At 69.3% G+C, this 18716-nt stretch carries 16 protein-coding genes; 5 read left to right on the plus strand and 11 right to left on the minus strand.

From position 1 onward, the window contains the following. Positions 1–88: 88 nt before the first annotated feature. The 5 genes from J5X75_RS30985 to J5X75_RS31005 are packed head-to-tail and all read right to left on the minus strand — an operon-like array spanning position 89 to position 7582. Positions 89–2245 carry a glycoside hydrolase family 3 C-terminal domain-containing protein gene (locus J5X75_RS30985; RefSeq protein WP_208471085.1) on the minus strand — a complete coding sequence of 719 codons (2157 nt, stop codon included), beginning with the start codon at positions 2243–2245 and terminating at the stop codon, positions 89–91. Between the two features lie 15 nt (positions 2246–2260). Further along, a complete protein-coding gene (locus J5X75_RS30990) occupies positions 2261–4498 on the minus strand; it encodes an alpha-L-rhamnosidase (RefSeq protein WP_208471086.1) in 2238 nt (745 codons plus the stop codon). Between the two features lie 20 nt (positions 4499–4518). Next, positions 4519–5352 (minus strand): carbohydrate ABC transporter permease, encoded by an 834-nt coding sequence (locus J5X75_RS30995; protein WP_208471087.1) that lies wholly within the window; start codon positions 5350–5352, stop codon positions 4519–4521. After that, complete coding sequence (locus J5X75_RS31000; RefSeq protein ID WP_208471088.1) at positions 5349–6275, minus strand: carbohydrate ABC transporter permease; 927 nt, start codon at positions 6273–6275, stop codon at positions 5349–5351. Before J5X75_RS31000 ends, J5X75_RS30995 begins: the two co-directional genes overlap by 4 nt. After that, the gene (locus J5X75_RS31005) at positions 6275–7582 is read right to left on the minus strand and encodes an ABC transporter substrate-binding protein (protein WP_208471089.1); all 1308 of its coding nucleotides are present in this window, start codon (positions 7580–7582) and stop codon (positions 6275–6277) included. The genes J5X75_RS31000 and J5X75_RS31005 overlap by 1 nt, the downstream gene beginning before the upstream one ends. A 163-nt stretch (positions 7583–7745) precedes the next feature. Between J5X75_RS31005 and J5X75_RS31010 the strand changes: the two genes are divergently transcribed. Both J5X75_RS31010 and J5X75_RS31015 read left to right on the plus strand, forming a co-directional pair. Then, complete coding sequence (locus J5X75_RS31010) at positions 7746–8738, plus strand: LacI family DNA-binding transcriptional regulator (protein WP_208471090.1); 993 nt, start codon at positions 7746–7748, stop codon at positions 8736–8738. Between the two features lie 102 nt (positions 8739–8840). Next, the gene (locus J5X75_RS31015; RefSeq protein WP_208471091.1) at positions 8841–10823 is read left to right on the plus strand and encodes a beta-1,3-glucanase family protein; all 1983 of its coding nucleotides are present in this window, start codon (positions 8841–8843) and stop codon (positions 10821–10823) included. A gap of 180 nt (positions 10824–11003) precedes the next feature. Here the strand turns inward: J5X75_RS31015 and J5X75_RS31020 are convergent, their stop codons facing one another. The 5 genes from J5X75_RS31020 to J5X75_RS31040 all read right to left on the minus strand — a co-directional run bounded on the left by J5X75_RS31020 (position 11004) and on the right by J5X75_RS31040 (position 14058). Next, a complete protein-coding gene (locus J5X75_RS31020) occupies positions 11004–11519 on the minus strand; it encodes a hypothetical protein (RefSeq protein WP_208471092.1) in 516 nt (171 codons plus the stop codon). Positions 11520–11745: 226 nt separating this feature from the next. Then, on the minus strand, positions 11746–12222 hold the full coding sequence (locus J5X75_RS31025) for a hypothetical protein (protein ID WP_208471093.1): 477 nt from the start codon (positions 12220–12222) through the stop codon (positions 11746–11748). Between the two features lie 107 nt (positions 12223–12329). Beyond that, a complete protein-coding gene (locus tag J5X75_RS31030; protein ID WP_208471094.1) occupies positions 12330–12905 on the minus strand; it encodes a DinB family protein in 576 nt (191 codons plus the stop codon). Positions 12906–13014: 109 nt separating this feature from the next. Continuing rightward, positions 13015–13428 (minus strand): SHOCT domain-containing protein, encoded by a 414-nt coding sequence (locus tag J5X75_RS31035; protein ID WP_208471095.1) that lies wholly within the window; start codon positions 13426–13428, stop codon positions 13015–13017. 126 nt (positions 13429–13554) lie between these two features. Further along, positions 13555–14058 (minus strand): ArsR/SmtB family transcription factor, encoded by a 504-nt coding sequence (locus J5X75_RS31040; protein ID WP_208471096.1) that lies wholly within the window; start codon positions 14056–14058, stop codon positions 13555–13557. A gap of 701 nt (positions 14059–14759) precedes the next feature. Here J5X75_RS31040 and J5X75_RS31045 point away from each other — a divergent pair. Continuing rightward, the gene (locus J5X75_RS31045; RefSeq protein ID WP_208471097.1) at positions 14760–15875 is read left to right on the plus strand and encodes an epoxide hydrolase family protein; all 1116 of its coding nucleotides are present in this window, start codon (positions 14760–14762) and stop codon (positions 15873–15875) included. Here the strand turns inward: J5X75_RS31045 and J5X75_RS31050 are convergent. After that, positions 15859–16938, minus strand: coding sequence for a LacI family DNA-binding transcriptional regulator (locus J5X75_RS31050; protein WP_208471098.1), 1080 nt, complete (start codon positions 16936–16938; stop codon positions 15859–15861). The genes J5X75_RS31045 and J5X75_RS31050 overlap by 17 nt on opposite strands. Before the next feature lie 338 nt (positions 16939–17276). Between J5X75_RS31050 and J5X75_RS31055 the strand changes: the two genes are divergently transcribed. Continuing rightward, a complete protein-coding gene (locus J5X75_RS31055; RefSeq protein WP_208471099.1) occupies positions 17277–17924 on the plus strand; it encodes a transaldolase family protein in 648 nt (215 codons plus the stop codon). A 25-nt stretch (positions 17925–17949) separates the two neighbouring features. Further along, positions 17950–18660: an HAD family hydrolase gene (locus tag J5X75_RS31060; RefSeq protein ID WP_208471100.1), complete on the plus strand. Its 711-nt coding sequence runs from the start codon at positions 17950–17952 to the stop codon at positions 18658–18660. The last annotated feature ends 56 nt before the right edge of the window (positions 18661–18716 follow it).

The following is an 18716-nucleotide window of genomic DNA, read 5'->3' on the forward strand; positions in this document are numbered from 1 at the left end:
GCCGGTGAAGAGACGTCGGCATGAGTCTCCGGAGAACGGCGACTTGGCGGCCTCCGCCGAACATTGAGACCGCCATGTCCGCGAATGATCAGCGCACGTGGAGCGTGTCGTGGAGGGTGGCGGTGGAGGAGCCGCCGACGGTGAAGCCGTAGGCGCCCCGGGCCGTCACCCAGCCGGAGCGGGCGGGATCGAAGTACTGGAGCAGGTGCAGATCGGCCAGATCCGAGCGGTTCAGGTCGATCTGGACGGTCCGGGAGCGGCCCGGACCGAGGGTGACCCGCGACCATCCGACCAGGCGCTTGGCCGGCTCGCCGGTGGACGACGGCAACGCGACATAGGCCTGGGCGACCTCGGTTCCCCAGCGTTTCCCGGTGTTGGTGAGCCGGAACCGGATCCGTACCCCGTCGCGGCCGTCCCCCGTCACCTCCAGGTCGCGGTAGGCGAAGGAGGTGTACGACAGCCCGTACCCGAAAGCGAAGAGCGGATCGACGCCCCGCGCCGCATACCAGCGGTAGCCGACCTGGAGACCCTCGCTGTAGGACACCTGCCGAATCCCGTCGACGACGACGCCCGGGTAGCGGGCGATGTCACCGGCTGTCGGCGTGTCGGCCAGCGACCGGGGAAAGGTCATCGGCAGTTTTCCGGACGGGTTGACGTCACCGAACAGCAGCGCGGCCAGGGCCGGGCCCATCTGCTCCCCGCCGTACCAGTTCTGCAGCACGGCCGGAACCTGGTCGAGCCACGGCATCTCGACAGCGCTGCCGGTCTGGAGCACCACGACCGTACGGGGATTGGCCGCGGCGACCGCCGAGATCAGCTCGTCCCCGCCGCCCTGCAACCGCAGATCGGCCAGGTCGCTGAACTCCCCGGCCCGCTGGTATCCGAACACGACCGCGATGTCGGCCCCGGCGGCGGTGACCGCGGCCGCCGCCGGATCGCCACCGTTGTCGTAGGTGACGGTCGCCCCGGCCCGGGCGGCCCGCGCGGTGATCCCGGCCAGCGGCGTCACGAGGTCCTCGCACCGCATCGTGGTCGGATTCCCGAACCGCCAGGGCAGGCTGCAGACGGAGTGCGCGCTCTCCGACGCGGTCGAACCGATGACGGCGATCGTCGTACCCTCGCCGGGTTTGATCGGCAGTGTGCTGTTGACGTTCTTGAGCAGCACCGCGCCCTGTTCGGCGACCGTCCGCGCGATCGTCTTGTGCGCAGGAGTGGACACGTCGGCGACCGGGGTGGCCGGCAGCGGATGGTCGAAGAGCCCGCCCCGGATGTAGGCGGTGACCACCCGCAGCGCCGCCGCGCCGATCCGCGCCCGGGTGATCTGCCCGGCGGCGAGGGCCGCGTCGAGTCTCGCCGGGGTGAACCAGATCGGCCGGTTCAGTTCCTGGTCGAGCCCGTTGACCAGGCTCGCCGCGGTGGAGTGCACCGAGCCGAAGTCGCTCATCACGTAGCCGTCGAAGCCCACGTCGTCCTTGAGGACGCTGTTCTGCCGTGGGTGCTCGCAGGCGTAGATCCCGTTGACCTGGTTGTATGAGCACATGATGCTCGCCGGGCCCGCGCGCTTGGCCGCGATCTCGAACGGCAGGTCGTAGACCTGGCGTAGCGTTCGTTCGTCGGCGTTGGACGAGCTGGTCTGCCGGTCGAGTTCCTGTTCGTTGGCGACATAGTGCTTGAGCGTCGCCAGCACCCGGTCGTCGCTCTGCACGCCCCGCGCGCCGGCCGCCGCCATCAGCCCGCTGAGCAGGGCGTCCTCGCCGAGGTATTCCGGGGTCCGCCCGGACAGGGGAGTCCGGCCACTGGCGATTCCCGGCGCCAGGATGACGTTCTTGCCTTTCCGGTAGCCCTCGTCGGCCTGGGCGGCGCCTTTGACGTACGCGAGCCGCTCGTTCCAGGTGGCCGCGGTGGCGATGGTCGCCGGGAAAGCGGTTACCCCGTCGGTGAACCGGATCCCGTCCGGCCCGTCGGTGTAGACGACGGTCGGCGTGCACGGCACCTGCACGGGATAGACGACGTCACCGGCCCACTGGGTCTGCCGCGGGTTGTTGGCCGGCTGTTCCACCAGCCAGCGGTAGATCTGGTGCGGGCTGCTGGCGGCCAGGAGAGCGCGTGCCCGCTGTTCGGGCGACCTGCGCTCGTCCATCCAGGGATAGGTGGAACAGTCCGCGGCGAGGGCGGGGCCGGCCGTGACGACCGCTGCCAGCGGGGCGAGCAGCAGCAGCGCCGCCCCGATTCTTCGAGAGCGCATGGTTCTCCTCACGTGTCAGAAGGAGTGCGTGCCCGCCGGGATCTCCACGTCGGGCCGTCCGTCCAGGGAGAGGACGCCGGTGACGCCGTCCGGGAGCGTCACGTCGACCGTGAGGTCGCCGTCCGGTCCGGTGCGCCAGGAGACCTCGATGCGGCCGTGCCGGGTTCGCAGCCCGGCCCGGGCCCAGGTCAGGCCGCCGCCGGGCCGCGGCGCGATCGACACCCGCGTGTAGCCGGGCGTCAGTGGGGCGATGCCGCCGATGGTCCGGTGCATCCAGTCGGCGACCGCGCCGAGGGCGTAGTGGTTGAAGCTCGTCATCTCGCCGGGGTTGATCGTCCCGTCCGGGAGCATCGAGTCCCACCGTTCCCAGATGGTGGTGGCGCCCATCGTCACCGGGTAGAGCCAGGACGGGCACTCGCGTTCCAGCAGCAGCCGGTAGGCGGCGTCGAGATGTCCGGTGACGGTGAGCGCGTCGGTGATGTACGGCGTCCCCGCGAACCCGGTCGACACCCGGTAACCGCTGTCCGCGACGAGTTCGGCCAGCCGTCGTCCCGCGAACGACGTGTCGTCGAGCAGCCCGAAGGCGATGGCGAGCGTGTAGACCGTCGTGCAGTCGGACCGCACGGTGCCGTCCGCGTCCACGTATTCGCTGGTGAACGCGGTCCGCACCCGGGCCGCGAGGTCGGTGAACTCGGCGGCGTCGGCGTCGTGCCCGAGCAGCGCGGCCGTCTCGGCGACCAGCGTCAGCGACCGGTAGTAGGCGGCGGTCGCGACCACGCCGGGGTCGGCCTTGGCCTTGGCCGGGGCGTCGGCCGGCGCGTCCGGGTCGAGCCAGTCACCGAACTGGAACGAGCCGTCCCACACTCCGGACGGCGACAGCAGGGTGCGGACCCGCCGCACGTGTGCGGTCATCGACGGGTACTGCCTTTCCAGAATCGACCGGTCGCCGTAGGCCTGCCACAGCGTCCACGGCACCCACACCGCCGCGTCCGACCAGAAGGCGGTGCTGTCCGGATCCGGGAAGTCGGGCGGCGCCGGCTGGTATTTGAGCACGTCAGGGATGACGAACGGGACCAGGCCGTCGGCGGCCCGCTGCTCGGCGGCCAGGTCGGCGAGCCAGTCGCCGAGGAAGCCGCGCACGTCGTACAGGTAGGCGGCCGATGGCGCGAAGACGGCGATGTCGCCGGTCCAGCCAAGCCGTTCGTTGCGTTGCGGGCAGTCGGTCGGCAGGTCGAGGAAGTTGCCCTTGGTGCTCCAGACGACGTTGCGGTGGAGCTGGTTGAGCAGTTCGTCGGAGCAGGTGAAGTCGCCGGTGCGTGCCAGCCGCGAGTGCACGACGACGGCCTCGATCTCCAGCGGCGCGCCGGCGGGCCAGCCGCTGACCTCCGCGTACCGGAAGCCGTGGAACGTCATGGTCGGCTCGAAGTGGTCGTCGCCGCCGCTGAGGATGAACCGGTCGGTGGCCTGCGCGTCGCGCAGCGGCCGCACACCGAGCTCGCCGTCCTCGAGCACCTCGGCGTGCCGGATCCGGATCTCCGAGCCTTCCGGCCCGGTCACCGTGAACCGCAGCCAGCCGACCAGGTTCTGGCCGAAATCGAGCAACACCCGCCCGGTGGGCGATTCCCAGACCTTCCGCGGCGCCACGATCTCCTGCCTGCTCACCCACTCTCCGAGGTACGGGGTGAGCACGCGGGTGTCGAAGTCGAGCACCCGGACCGGCAGGAACCAGTCGGGCTCGCCGTCCGGGACGAACCACTTGGCGGAGCGCCGTCGTGCGTCGATGGTCTGCCCGTCGTACAGGTCGTCGGCGAGGACGTCGGAGTTGCCGGCGGTCCAGGTCTCGTCGGTGACCACGATCTGGCGGTGCCCGTCGGCGAAGGTGATCTCGCACGCGGCGATCACCCCGAGCCGGTCGCCGTAGAAGGCGCTGCCGCCCATGAAGCCGAGCCGCCCCCGGTACCAGCCGTTGCCGACCAGGACGGTCAGGACGGAGAGCGGTTTCCCGGCGATCAGTGCGGTGACGTCGTGGCTGAGGTGGCGCAGGCGGTGCTCGTAGGCGGTCCAGCCGGGGCTGAGCACGTCGTCGCCGACCGGCCGCCCGCCGATCCGGGCCTCGTGGACGCCGAGGCTGCTGATCGTGAGGGTGGCCCGGGTGACGGCGCCGTGGCCGGTGTCCAGGGTGATCTCGGTGCGGAACAGGGGAGCGCTGCCCAGCTCGACGACCGGGCTGATCATCCGCGCGGTGTGCAACATGGTGGAACCTTTCCTCGACGTCAGCCCTTGACCGAGCCGGCGACCATCCCGGAGACGATCTGGCGCTGGAAGATCATGAACATGATCAGCGGCGGCACCGTGACCAGCAGGATGTCCATGAAGAGCAGGTTGTAGGCGTTGGTGTACTGGCCCTGGAAGGTGAAGAGGGTGAGCTGCACGGTGGCGTTCTCGTCACCGGGCAGGAAGTAGAGCGGGCTGGCGAAGTCGTTCCAGATGAACACCGACTGCACCACCACGATCGTCACGATGATCGGGCGCAGCAGCGGGAACACGACGCGGAAGAACAGGCCGACCGGTCCGGCCCCGTCGATGGTGGCGGCCTCGTCCAGCTCCCGGGGGACGCTCGCGATGAACGCCTGGAACAGCAGCACGCAGAACGCCATGGCGTACGCGATCTCGACGAGGATCAGCCCCGGCATGGTCTTGAACAGGCCGGTCTGCTGCAACACCCAGATGGTCGGCACCACGGCCGGCGGGATGACCAGCCCGGAGAGGACCACCAGGTTCAGGCCGCTGGTCCAGCGGCCCTTGCGTCGTTGCAGGACGAACGCCGCCATGGCCGCCAGGATCACCACCACCGCGACGCTGGCCACGGTCAGGATCGTGCTGTTGATGAACGCGATGATCAGCAGGTAGTCACGGGCCTCGACGACGTCCCGGAGGTTCTGGACGAACGCCCACTCGGTCGGCCAGGAGAACTGCAGGAGAGCGGATTCCGTCTGGCTCTTCGCGGCGGTCAGCACGATGAAGGCGAACGGGACCAGGAAGACGACGGCGAACAGCACGATCGCCAGCGCGCTGAGCCAGTGGTTGGGCCGGGTCCTGGTGGTCACCGCGGGTCCTCCTTACGGTTGAAGAACCAGAACAGCGGCAGCACGATCCCGATGACCAGCAGGAACAGCACGACGTTCCCGGCCGTGGACAGCCCGTAGAAGCCGGCCTGGTACTGCTTGTAGACGACCGACGCCATCACGTCGGAGGTGAAACCCGGCCCGCCCTTGGTCATCGCCCAGATCAGGTCGAACTTCCGCATCCCGCCGATCAGCGACAGGATGATCACCGAGACCGTGGCCGGCTTGGCCAGGGGCAGCGTGACGTGCCGGAACCGGTGCCACGGCCCGGCCCCGTCCATCTTGGCCGCCTCGAAGTACTCGCCGGGGATGGACAGGATGCCGGCCATGTAGATGACGGTGGCCAGCCCGACACCCTGCCAGACGTCGACCAGCGCGACCGACAGCAGCGCCCAGTCCGGGTCCACCAGCCAGGCCGGGCCGGTGATCCCGATCAGATCGAGCGCCTGGTTGATGACGCCCTTGGTGGGGTGCATGAGCACCTGGAAGGTCAGGCCCACGCCGATCGTGCTGACCAGCACCGGGAAGAACGCCACCGAGCGCATGAAGCCACGCCCGAGGATCGGGCCGGTCAGCAGCACGGCCAGCGCCATGCCGAGGACCACCTTGAGCCCGGAGGTGACCGCGGCGTACACGATGGTGTGCCACAGCCCGGACGCCAGCGCCGGTTCCCGGAAGAACTGCACGTAGTTGTCGAGGCCGATGAACTCCTGGTCGAACAGCGTCCACCGGGTGAGGCTGAAGTAGAACGCCATCACCGACGGCACCAGGAAGAAGATGGTGAAGATCAGGCCGCCGGGGACGAGGAACCAGTACGGGTAGGGGCTCTTCTGTGCTTTCGGGCGGTCGCTTCCCGGCTGGTCCTCCAGCCGGGAAGCGGTTTCCGCCGGGGCGATGGCGGTCATCACCAGCCCTTGATGCCGAGCTGCTGCGCCTGCTTCTTGACGTCCTCGTCGTAGAGCTTCGCGCCGTCGGCCGCGGACCGGATGCCGGATCCGACCTCGACGGTGATCTGTTCCAGCGCCGGGCCCTTGATCGGCGAGAGGAACTCCAGCGCCGGGCTGGCCGCGCCGGCGTCCACGTAGGCGCTCAGGTCCTTGACCGCGGGCGCGACCGTGTCGGGCAGGGTGCAGGTCTTGACCGCGAACGGCCCGCCGACCGGCGCCGCGCTCGCGTTGGCCGCGCAGCCCTCGGGTGAGGCGATGAACGCCTGGAACCGCTTCGCGGCGGTGAGCTCGCCGCCCTCGGTGCTCTTCGGGATGTAGATGCCGGACGGCTCCCACAGGGTGACGCCGTTCCGGCTCGCGTCGTCGCCGGGCAGCGCGAAGAAGCCGACGTCGTTCACCTTGCCCGGAGCGGCCGTGTCCAGCGCCGGCACCCCGAAGGTGATCATCGGGTAGTGCCCGGCCGTGCCGACGGCGACCGCGTTCAGCCCCTCGTTGTACTTGGCGGAGGCGTAGTCGTCGTTCCAGTAGCCGGCCTTCTTCAGCTCTTCCAGGTGCTGGAATCCAGCCAGGGCCTGCGGCGTGGTGGCGAACTTGGCCTGGTTGTTCGTGTACTTCTCGGCGAAGTCGGGCTGTGCCGCGGACACGTTGTGGAAGTCGGCCAGCACCAGGATCTGCGAGGTCCAGGTCTCGCTGTAGGTCTGCTCGACCGGCGCCACCCCGGCCGCCTTGATCTTCGCGTTGTTGGCCATGAACGCGGCCCAGGTCTTGGGCACCTGGAGGCCGAGCCTGGTGTAGAGCGGCTTGTTGTAGAAGACGCCGCCGCCGACGATGGCGCCCCACGGCGAGCCGTAGACGTCGGCGCCGGCGCTGACCACCTGCTTGAAGGTGGGGTCGAGGTCGCCGACCCAGGCCTCCCCGGTGACCGGCGTCAGGTTGGTCTGCGGCGCGAGGGCCTGCAGCAGCGAGCCCGAGTTGTATTCGAAGACGTCGGCCACGTCGCCGGTGGCGAGGCGGGTCTTGACGAGGTTGTCGCCCTCGCTGCCCTGCGGCCGGGTGTCCAGTTTGACGTCGACGTCGGTGTTCTTCGCCTCGAACGCGGCGATGACCGCCTCGGCCACCTTGACGTTGGACGGGTCGTTGTTGGTGAGGAAGGTGATCTCGGTCTTGCCGCCGCCCTCGTCGTCGCTGGATCCCAGCGAGCCCGCGCTGCACGCGGACAGGGCGAGCGACAGCGTTCCGGCTGCCAGCGCCGTAACGAGCCGCATTATGAACCTCCGGTTTCCGGCATGTTTGTAGATCGGTCTTCAACGGGTGACAGCCGTCACGGTAGACCGATCTACACCGGCCACACAAGGGTGCATGCGAAACGTTTCAAAACTCGGGTACGCGCCTGCGCCCGGTCGTGGAGACCGGTTTACAGTGAGGAACATGTCGATCAGGAAGGGCCGCTCGGTCACGATCAGCGACGTGGCCGAGGCCGCGGGCGTCTCCCGGGCCGCGGTGTCGAAGGTGCTGCGCAACGCGTACGGGGTGAGCCCCGGCATGCGCGCGCGCGTCGAGAGCACCATCGAGCAGCTCGGCTACCGGCCCAGCGTGGCGGCCCGGGCGCTGCGCGGTTCCAGTTACCGGCTGGGCCTGGAGATCCCGTACACCGGCGCCCGGTTCATGACCCAGATCGTCGAGGGCGCCAAGCGGGCGGTGGCCGGCACGCCGTACCAGATCATTCTGGCCCCGGCCGACGGCCCGGAGTACGACACCCTCGAATCGCTCGCCGATGGCCTGGTCGACGGCATCATCGCCATCTCGCCGCTGGTGGACCAGGCCTGGCTGGAGGGCCTCGCCCGCCGGGTGCCGGTGGTGATGCTCGGCCGCCACGACACCCCGGCCGGCTACGACACGGTCACCGGCGACGACCACGCCGGCACCCGGGCCGTCATGGAGCACCTGCTGAGCCTCGGTCACCGCCGCATCGCCCACCTGACCGAGCCGGAGAACGTGACCACCCCCGGATCCGGGACCCCGCATTCGGTGCGGCTGGAGGTCTACCGCGCCTGCATGACCGAGGCGGGGCTGGCCGAGCACATCCGGGTGGCCCGGCGCGACGTCAGTGGCGGCGACGCCGTCGGGGCCGCGGCCGCGCTGCTCGACCTGCCCGAGCCGCCGACCGCGATCTTCGCGGGCCACGACGACATGGCCGTCGACGCCCTGGCCGCCGTCGGCCGCACCGTGGCGGTGGCCGGCTACGACAACACGGATCTGGCCGCCCATCCGCTGATCGACCTCACCTCGGTCGACCAGCAGGGCATGGAGATGGGCGCGCAGGCCGCGACGATGCTGCTGGAGCGGCTGAAGGGCCGTGGCGAACCGCGCCGGTTCGTGGCGGCCACGCGACTTCTTGTTCGCGGTTCGACATCTCGATGACATCTGCTATTGACACTTGTAACTTTGTTAAGCATTCTCTGAGAGCGCTCTCTGAGCTGCGGACGCCCCGGCGTACGTCCCCCGCACCCCCCAGGAGTCCTCATGTCCCCACGTACCAAGATTCTGAGCGCGCTCGCGGCGCTCCTCACGGCGATACCCATCGGTGCGACGGCGGCCGCCCCGGCGGCACAGGCGGTCGGCCCGGCCCTGCTGCCGTTCACCGTCACCAACAGCACCGGCCGCGGCGACGCCACCTACCTCTACATGATCGGCGTCAACCTCACCACCGGGCGCCTCGGCTACGTCACCGCCGGCGGCACGTTCAACAACTGGCCGGCCGGCTCCCTGCCGCCGTCACCCGCGCCCGACGTCGCCATCGGCGGCCCCGGCAACGGCGGCAGCACCACCATCCAGCTGCCGCGCAACTTCTCCGGCCGGCTCTACATGTCGCTCGGCCAGAAGCTGAAGTTCTTCCTCACCCCGGACGGCCTGGTCCAGCCCGCGCCGTGGGCCTCCGGCGACCCCAACCACGACATCCTCTTCGACTGGAGCGAGTTCACCTACAACGACTCCGGGCTGTGGCTCAACAGCTCGCAGGTGGACATGTTCGCCGTACCGCACTCGGTCACCGTCTCCGGCACCGACGGCACCAGGACCACCGGCGCCGTGGTCGCCAACGGCCGGCAGAGCATCATCGACCAGATCAAGGCGCAGTCCGGCTGGGCCAACACCGTGGTCACCCGCTCCGACGGCACCGTGCTGCGCGTGCTCGCACCCGGCAAGGCCGCCGACGCCGGGCTGTTCAGCAGCACCTACCTCGACTCGTACATCAACTCCGCGTGGAACGCCTACACCGGGAAAACGCTTACCGTCGTACCGTTCGGCGACCAGCCCAACACCCGGTACTTCGGCCGCACCTCCGGCAACACCATGGTCTTCACCAACAGCTCCGGCGCGCAGGTCGCGTCGTTCACCAAGCCGACCAGCGCCCACGTCTGGGGCTGCGACGGCAACCTCCACGCCCCCAACGACCTGGTCGTCGGCCCGATCGCCCGCACCCTCTGCGCGGCGCTCAACCGCGGCACGCTCGGCACGATCGACACCCAACCCGGGGGTACGGCGTCCGACTTCTACAAGAGCAACCCCACCAACCAGTACGCGCGGATCATCCACGCGAACATGGCCGACGGCAAGGCGTACGCGTTCGCCTTCGACGACGTGCAGGCCCAGGAGTCGCTGGTCTACTCCAACAACCCCTCTTCCGCTGGGATCACGCTCTCCCCGTTCACCGGCGGCGGCGGTGGCGGCGGTTCCGCCACCGGGTACGCGGTGACCGGCCCCGGCGGCAAGTGCGTGGACGTCTCCGGCGACGACACCGGCGGCAACGGCACCGCGGTCCAGCTGTGGGACTGCCAGGCGGCCGCCAAGGACCAGCGCTGGACCCTCAAGAACGGCACCCTGCAGACTTTGGGCCGCTGCCTCGACGTCGTCGGCAACGCCACCGCCGGCGGCAGCAAGCTCCAGCTCTGGGACTGCAACGGCGTCGGCGGCCAGCAGTGGGTCACCCAGGCCGACGGCACCATCCGCAACCCGCAGTCCGGCCGGTGCATCGACTCGCCCAACGCCAGCACCGCCAACGGCGCCCGCCTCCAGCTCTGGGACTGCAACACCTCCGCGGCGCAGAGGTTCGCCTACAACAACGGCGCCACCAATCTCGCCGCCCCCGGAGGCAAATGCGTCGACGTGGCCGGCAACGACATCGGGGGAGACGGCGCCGCCGTCCAGCTCTGGGACTGCCAGCTCACCGCCCGCGACCAGCACTGGTCCTGGACCGGCCAGTCGCTGACCACCCTCGGCATGTGCCTGGACATCGCCGGCGGCGGCACCGCCAACGGCACCCAGCTCCAGCTGCACGACTGCACCGGCAACCCGGCCCAGACCTGGGTGCTGAACAGCAACGGCAGCATGAGCAACCCGCAGTCCGGCCGCTGTATCGACTCGCCCAACGGCAGCACCGCCAACGGCGCCCGCCTGCAGATCTGGGACTGCAACGGCTCCGCCGCCCAGAAGTTCACCAAGGCCTGACGACTTCGCCCGCCTCGCCGTGGATCACGCTTCCCCTGATCCACGGCGAGACGGTCTCCGGGTCGAGCTCCGCGTTTCGCCTCCGGCATCCGTTCCGGTACGCCCGCCCGCGCGAGCTGATCGCCCACCCCGGCCTGAGCCGCGCCGTCCGGTGCCCGGCTGCCGAGCGTTCGGCACCATCTATTTCCGGTAGGCGAACCAGCCCCCGCTGTAGAAGAAGTACAACCGGGTCACTCCGTCGTCCTGACGCAGGGCGGTGAGGTCCGGGCCGCTGGTATCGACCTCCCCGTCGGCGATGCGGCGGAATTTCAGATGTATCTCCGACTGGGCGCCTCGGGGATCTTCCGACGGTGTAGTGATTCTCCAGGATCCTGCTCCGTCTATGTCCTCGCGACGGTGGTCGAATTTATCCGGTACGAATCGGCCGACGACCTCGATGGGAAGATGGGTCGCCGTGAAGGTGCCGTCGTCGGCGAAGGTGAACGTTCGCCCGGGATCGCTACTCCAGGCACCCACCACGCTCGCGTGTCGCAGATCGACGCGGTCGCCGTAGTCGGCCAGGGCCTCGCACATGCCGCATCCGGAGAGAATCACCAGCACCGCGGCGTAGGAAACGAATCGTGCCGCGTAGCCACGCGGCCGGCTTCGGACCGCCTTGCGTCGTGGCGCCGCGGCAACCACCTGTTGGCCTTTCATGACGGTATCCCAGCAGTTGATCGTGGAGATCCGGTGTCGACGTTGTGGAGGAAGCATGCGTAGTGGCAGACGGAACGGCCGTTTCCGCCGACGAACGCGTCATGAAACGCGGGCCGGCGCCGCACGGTCCGGTTCCGCTGGGGAGATCCGTGGCGAGATGCCGGCTCGACACGAACTCGCCGCCGCGTCAGGGCGTGACGCGGCGGCGAGTTCGTTCAGCGGACGATCACTGCGGGGCGGCCGGCCAGTGGATCTCGAACCACAGGCGCTCGCTCTTCGCGTTGCTGTTGGCCAGGCCCTGGACGTAGCCGACGTCGTAGCCGTGGTAATCCGTGGTGTTGAGGATCGACCGCACCCGCAGGGTGGTGGTGTGCGACTCGCCGGCCTCCAGGCGGGTGCCCTCGCACAGCCACTGGGAGAGGTTCCAGTCGTACAGCACGCACTGCTGGCCGGGGACCAGCCGGGCGGTCTGCGGCATGTGCACCAGGAAACGGCCCTCGTCCTGGAACTCGGTGCCGTTGTGGACGGTGACCTTCAGCTTGCCGGTCTGCTTCACCTGGCCGGCCAGCTGGACGTTCCCGGCCACCGCGGTGATCGGGCCGTCGTCAGCGGTGGCCGCCGACGCGGCGAGGGAGCCGGACATGGTGGCCGCGAGAGCCGCGACCACGACGGGCACCGCTGCGAAGGCCAGACGCTTGTACATGTACCTACCCCGTTTCCGAGCGGCCGTGTGCCGCTTCGTCATCAGGTGCGATGCACCCCTGATCGGGTTGGTTCGCGCCAGAAGGCAACGGTGCGGTAACGAAGAGTTCACTCGCTGAGAGTCGGCGCCGCGGCCCGCAGGTAGAGATCCCGGAGGAGAGCGATTTCCGCGCCGTGGTGGATGGCCTCCCGGTTGATGTGCAGCACCAGCGTGGCCATCGGATACTCCCCGAACGGGCCCTCGGCCGCGCCGCACGGGCGGGCGAGCCCGTCGTCGCCCAGCTCTCGGACGCCTTCGGTCCAGTGTGTGTAGGCCTCGTCGAGTTGCCGGAGTGCCTCGGTCGCGGTCCCCGCGTACGCGAACGAGTGGTAGTCCGTCGGTGGGCCGCCGAAGTGCGACGCGTTCCGCATGCCGAACACGCCCACGATGAGGTGGCCCAGCCGCCAGGCGATCGTCGTCACCGGTGCCGGATCGGGCTCCGGAAACGCGAAGTCGATCTGGTGATCACCCGTGCCGGCGGCCATCGGCGTCGTACTCTCGCCGCGCCGCCGGACACTCCAGCAGTCCGGGGCCGGCTCCCAGAGATACTCGGCGTCGCTGATCCCGTCGAGGCGGGGCCGCAGATGGGTACGCCAGTGCCAGTCGAGCTGATCGAGCAGTTCCCGGTTCCAGTCGAGCCTCATCCCCTCACGCTATGGCCCGGTGCCGCGGCTCATCCGGGGATCCCCCGGGCTGTGCCGGACCGCGGCTGGTTCCCGTGAGCCGGCACAGCGGGCGGCGCCCCTCGGGTCCCTAGGCGGCCGCGGCGGCCGTGGTCTTGGCCAGGGCGCTGGCCTTCAGCTGCTCGTATTCGGCCGCGCTGATCGCGCCGGAGTCGAGCAGCTTCTTGGCGGACGCGATCTCGTCGGTCGGGTTGGTGGCGGCCGGCGCCGCGACCTCCCGGATGTAGGCGTTCTGCCGGCGTACCGCCTCGGCCTGGGCGGCGAGCGCCCGTTCGGTCATGCCGCCGCCGCGGGCGATGAGGTAGACCAGCATGCCGAGGATCGGCAGGAACACCAGGAACAGGGTCCAGAACGTCTTGGCGACGCCACTGAGGTCCTTGTCCCGGAACAGGTCGCCGAAGACCCAGAAGAGGCACATGAACCAGGCGACGAAGATGAAGAATTCGAACATCGCGAGCAGGAACGAACCGTTGTCGTCGAACACGTCGGCTTCCTTCCGAGGGGGATCGCCGATCCCGTCTGCGTGAGGATCGACTTCTCGGTCTCCAGTGGACCGCGTCCGGCGCCGCCCGCCCTCATCCCGTACGGAGTACTTCGGACGGCGCGCGTGTCACCGGCGGGTTCCCAGGACCGTGGCGAGCAGCGGAATGATCCGAGCGACCGGAACCTCGTAACGGTTGCCTCCGATGGTCTGCAACCAGCCGGCGGCGACCAGTTGGCGCAGGTGGTGATAGACCTGTCCGCTGGTGCCCATGCCGTCGACGCCGGTCAGTTCCTGTGCGGTGGCGGCCCCGCGCAGCACGTGCTGCACCAGCCGGATCCGGGCCGGATGCGCCAGCGCGACGAGCGACGCGACGTGCTCCGACCAGTCGCTGTCCATCAGCTCCTCGGTGCCGGTGCCCTCCTGCCATCGGGCGACGCGCCCGTCGGGCAGCGTGACATGCCCGGTGAGCAGCACGGCGCCGGGATCCTCCACCCTGGCGAGAAGCCCCTCGAGCGCCCAGAAGACGTCGGGATCGGGTGTCGCGGCCGCCCGGTCCACCGAGGCCGGGAGGCGTCTTTCCAGTTCAGCCACGCGCCGCTCCAGCGCGTCCCATCGGTCGGCGTCACTCATGCCGCCACCATAACGTAATTACGTAGAACCGTATGTGCCAGATTGCCGGTGCAGCATCCGCCAGCCGCGGGAGAGCCACGGGCCGGTTCCCCGCCGGAGCGTCGCCGCACCGGTACGGGTAGAGCGCCCCGATCGTGCGGAGCCCCCCACGGCGACCTGCCGAAGGTCGAACCAGAAGATCCCGCCCGGACGTTTGATCTTGAATAGGCGCACGCTCTCCCTCCTCCCGGAGGCACCGTCCGGCTTCGACCAGACGGACCCGGCGCGGGAGCCCTCCATCAGAGTGCATCCCGGCGGGCACAGCGCGCGAACCACGCGCCGCACCGCCATGCGGAAGCGTGTCGAACGTGGAGATCGACGGTCTCAGCGGATGCGCATGGCCACGCGGGCCCGGCGGAGGCGCCGAAGGATCGCGACGATGGAGACTCGCCGCCAGCGGCCGGCCGGCACTGGCTCGACGTGCGGAACCACGGGGGCTCCCGGTCGTGCGCTGCTGACGCCTCGGGTCACCTCGCGAAGCCCGGTCACGTACGCGGACGGCAGTTCCATGACACCCTCCTTCGCCTGTTCTCTATACCGGTACAGTAGCCGCCTGCTCTGTACCGGTCAAGAAAGTCCTCCACGCTGGGGGAGATCGCCGCTCACCGCCCGGTCCCACCCTCACCCGATGGATAACGTGAGCAATGAGGATGAGGAGACCGATGAGTGCGACTGTGCCGTTCCGCGTCCACGTACCGGAGGAAGACCTGGCGGATCTGCGGGACCGCCTGCGCCGCGCTCGATGGCCGGACGCCGGGCCGGAGACCGGCTGCCGTGACGGGCCGCCGCTGCGTGAGATGCGGGCGCTGTGCCGCTATTGGGCCGATGAGTACGACTGGCGGGCGGCTGAGGCTCGGCTCAACGCGTACCCGCAGGTCCTGATCGAGGTGGACGGCCTGCCGATCCACGTGTTGCACGCCCGGTCAGCGAGGCCGGGCTCGCTACCGCTGATCCTCACGCATGGTTGGCCGGGCTCGGTCCTCGAACTGGTGGGCCTCGTCGAGCCACTCACCGCCCGGGGGTTCGACGTGGTGATCCCGTCGCTGCCGGGGTACGGGTTCAGCGGCAAGCCGGCCACGCCGGGCTGGGGCATCGAGCGGATCGCCGGCGCCTGGGCCCACATCATGGCGACGCTCGGTTACTCACGGTACGGTGCGGCCGGAAGTGACTGGGGCACCAGCGTCTCCAGCATGCTCGCGGCGGAGGCGGGTGATCAGGTGGTGGGCGTTCACCTCGTACCTCCGCTGGCCGGCCCTGATCCGGTCGATCATGACTTCACCGAAGCCGAACGGCAGGCGCTCACTGAGCTGCACGAGCGGGCCGAGTCGTCCTCGGCGTACTCGGAGATGCATCGCACCGCCCCGCAGACGATCGGCTACGCCTTGATGGACTCGCCGGTCGGTCTGTGCGCATGGATGGGGGAGAAACTCACCGCCTGGACCGGGCCACCCGGCCGCCTCACCGCCGATCAGATCCTGGACCAGGTCACGCTGTACTGGCTGACCGGCACGGCGACGTCGTCCGCCCGGCTGTACGCGGAGAGCATCGATCTGGTGTCCGCCTGGATAAGCGGCGAGCGTACCGACCCGGTACGCGTGCCGGTCGGCGCGTCCATCTTCGCGGCCGAGCTGCCGCGGCCGTCCCGGCGCTGGGCGGCTCGCCGGTTCCTGGACATCCGATACTGGAGGGAGCACGACCGAGGCGGTCACTTCCCCGCGCTGGAGGAACCGGAGCTGCTGGTGGCGGACCTGTGCGCGTTCTTCACTCCGTTACGCTGAGTCGGGCCGGTGGCGGCGCGGTACTCTCCCGTACGACCAGCTCGGTGGGGAACACGATGCGCCGGGGGAGGTGCGGGATCCCGCTGCGGGCGTCGGCGATCGCCGCGGTCAGGGCAGCGGCCGCCGCTCGGCCCTTGGCCTCGACATCCTGCCGGACGGTGGTGAGCATCGGCCGTAGGCGGGTCGCGATCGGGTTGTCGTCGAATCCGACGATCGACAGCTCGGCCGGCACCCGGATGTGCAGATCCTCGGCCACCTCGAAGACGGTCTCGGCGATGGCGTCGGAGAAGCACAGAACCGCGGTCGGCCGGTCGGGGCGGTCGAGCAGGAGCCGTGCGCCGGCCCGCGCCTGGTCGAGGTCGGTCGCGGGCTGGCGGACCACGATCGGGTCGATGCCGGCGGCGTCGAGGGCGTCACGCCAGCCGAGGAGCCGTTCTTTGGCGGCGTGACCGTCGATCGTGATGTCGGCCGGATCGATCAGCCCGTGCGGGCCGTGCAGGCCGGACATCAGCAGGCCGATGTGGCGGTGCCCGAGGTCGACGAGATGCCGGGCGGCGGACCGGGCTCCGCCGCGGTCGTCGACGTTGACGCAGGAGGCGCTGTCGGTGGGCTGCTGATCGACGTGCACCAGCGGCAGACGACGCCGGACCAGATAGTCCAAGGCCGCTGAGGTGGGGTCGCACGAGTAGACGAAGGCGCCGTCCATGGCGACGTCGCGCGCCGGACTGACCCCGCCACCCTCGGTGGACGGCAGCAGGGTCAGCGCCAGGCCGGTGGGGGTGAGTTCCTCGGCGATGGCTCCGAGGAATCGGGTTGCGACCAGGTCCGTGAAGGCGTAACCCAGCGACGAGGTGAGCACGATGCCGACGGCGCCGGTCGTGCCCTTGGCTAGCGCACGAGCCGCCGGATCGGGCCCGACGTAGCCGAGGCGGTCGGCGGTGGCCAGGATGCGACGACGTAGACCGGCGGAGAGCTGGTCGGGCTTGGAGAAGGCGTTCGACACGGTCATTCGACTGACGCCGACGTGGTCCGCGATGGTCTGAAGCGTCACCCGCTGTGCCACGTCACCCCCGCTCTACAGCCTGTCGAGGCCACGCTACCAGAGCTGCTCCCGGCGGTCGGCTCTCGCGTCCTGTAGCGGTATAGACGGCCGTGTCTATACCGCTATAGGAACCTCACTGGCGATGCCGTTTACGTGCACGTAACAATGTCACACTCGAGCGCAGTTATGTCCGTTCTATCCGCTTCATATACTGGAAAAGTGTCGCCGTGCACCCCTTCTGCCTGCGTGTACGTGGTCCCTGGAGCGGCGAATTCTTTCAAGATCTTTTGCTGACCTTCGGTAGATCGTGTTGTATTGCCTAAGGCGCTGATGAATACGTCCGAAAGGAGGATTCACTGATGTCCATCTACCTGGATTCGGCAGACCCCGAGGATGTCCGCGCAGCCTGGGAAACCGGTCTGATCCGCGGCCTGACGACCAACCCGACCCTGCTGCGCCGGGTGACCGACGACCCGCTGCGGCACTGTTCCGCGCTGCTGGCCAAGACCGACGAGCTGGAGCTGTTCTATCAGCCGACCGGAGCGTACGGCGATCCCGAGAGCGAGGCCTGGGCCGCCTGGCGTCTCGACCCTGAGCGGATCACTCTCAAGCTGATGTCCACCCCGTCCGGTGTCGCGCTGGCCCGCCGGCTGGTCGACGGGGGCGCTCGCGTCGCGCTGACGGCGGCCCAGAACCCGTCAGTCATGATCGTCGCCGAGACGCTGGGCTGTACGGCTGTCATCCCGTACGTCGACCGGGCCTGGCGCGACCAGCGCACGGAGACCCACCTGGTCCGTGCCCTCGCCGAGCTCCGCCGAGGAAAGACCCGCATCATCGCCGCATCGGTCAAGAACCCCGGCCAGTTCGTCCAGGCTTACCTCGACGGCGCCGATGCGGTGACCGCACCGCTGGACGTACTCCGCACGGTGACCCAGGATCCGGCCTCCGCCGAGGCGGAGGAAGCCTTCACCGCCGAGTACGCCGGCGCGACCCTGCACCTGCCCTGACCATTTCGACACGGGGATGAGTGGAATGCCGAAAAAGGCCTACGAGGCGGCGCTGTTCGACATGGACGGCGTCGTAACGGACACCGAACGTACGGTGACCGCGTTCTGGCAGGATCTCGCCACGAACCACGGCTTCGTCATCAGCGACGAGGACCTCGACGAGCATGTGTTCGGCCGGCACGCGGACCACACTTTGCGAATTCTCTTCCCGGGAATCCCGCATACCGGCCATGTCACCGTCTATGAGCGGCTGCGGATCAACGATCAGACCCTGCGCTACACCGAGATCCCGGGTGCGGTCCGGCTGATCGGTGAGCTGCGCGCCGCCGGCATCCCGATCGCGCTGGTCACCGGTGCTCAGGACTGGAAGGCCGTCGCGGTTCTCGAGCAGCTCGGCCTCACCGACAGCTTCGACGTGCAGATCCGTGCCGACGACATCCCGGTCGGCAAACCGGACCCGGCCTGCTACCGCCTCGCCGCGGGGCGTCTCGGCGTCGACATCGAACGCTGCGTGATCTTCGAGGATGCCTTCAGCGGGGTGACCTCGGCCGTGACCGCCGGAGGCACCTGCGTCGGTATCGGCCCGCGGCGGCGCGAGAGCCGGCTCACCGCTATCGGGGCGCTCACGGTGATCCCCGACTTCCGGCAGAGCCGGTATGAGCGGGAGAACGACCGCCTGCACCTGGACCAGGACACTGTCCTGCCATTCACGAGAGTCGGCGCGACCACCCGGTAACCCGGTCCGCGCTCGCCAACCGAGCCGAACACATTCCGCCCGGCGGCCCGTCTCCG

The organism is Actinoplanes flavus (assembly GCF_017592555.1).
Classification (GTDB): domain Bacteria; phylum Actinomycetota; class Actinomycetes; order Mycobacteriales; family Micromonosporaceae; genus Actinoplanes; species Actinoplanes flavus.

Coding starts and splice junctions, on each gene's coding strand:
- J5X75_RS30985 (WP_208471085.1), bottom strand. CDS start 2,245: ATGCGCTCTCGAAGAATCGGGGCGGCGCTGCTGCTGCTCGCCCCGCTG.
- J5X75_RS30990 (WP_208471086.1), bottom strand. CDS start 4,498: ATGTTGCACACCGCGCGGATGATCAGCCCGGTCGTCGAGCTGGGCAGC.
- J5X75_RS31000 (WP_208471088.1), bottom strand. CDS start 6,275: ATGACCGCCATCGCCCCGGCGGAAACCGCTTCCCGGCTGGAGGACCAG.
- J5X75_RS31005 (WP_208471089.1), bottom strand. CDS start 7,582: ATGCGGCTCGTTACGGCGCTGGCAGCCGGAACGCTGTCGCTCGCCCTG.
- J5X75_RS31010 (WP_208471090.1), top strand. CDS start 7,746: ATGTCGATCAGGAAGGGCCGCTCGGTCACGATCAGCGACGTGGCCGAG.
- J5X75_RS31015 (WP_208471091.1), top strand. CDS start 8,841: ATGTCCCCACGTACCAAGATTCTGAGCGCGCTCGCGGCGCTCCTCACG.
- J5X75_RS31020 (WP_208471092.1), bottom strand. CDS start 11,519: ATGAAAGGCCAACAGGTGGTTGCCGCGGCGCCACGACGCAAGGCGGTC.
- J5X75_RS31025 (WP_208471093.1), bottom strand. CDS start 12,222: ATGTACAAGCGTCTGGCCTTCGCAGCGGTGCCCGTCGTGGTCGCGGCT.
- J5X75_RS31030 (WP_208471094.1), bottom strand. CDS start 12,905: ATGAGGCTCGACTGGAACCGGGAACTGCTCGATCAGCTCGACTGGCAC.
- J5X75_RS31040 (WP_208471096.1), bottom strand. CDS start 14,058: ATGAGTGACGCCGACCGATGGGACGCGCTGGAGCGGCGCGTGGCTGAA.
- J5X75_RS31045 (WP_208471097.1), top strand. CDS start 14,760: ATGAGTGCGACTGTGCCGTTCCGCGTCCACGTACCGGAGGAAGACCTG.
- J5X75_RS31055 (WP_208471099.1), top strand. CDS start 17,277: ATGTCCATCTACCTGGATTCGGCAGACCCCGAGGATGTCCGCGCAGCC.
- J5X75_RS31060 (WP_208471100.1), top strand. CDS start 17,950: ATGCCGAAAAAGGCCTACGAGGCGGCGCTGTTCGACATGGACGGCGTC.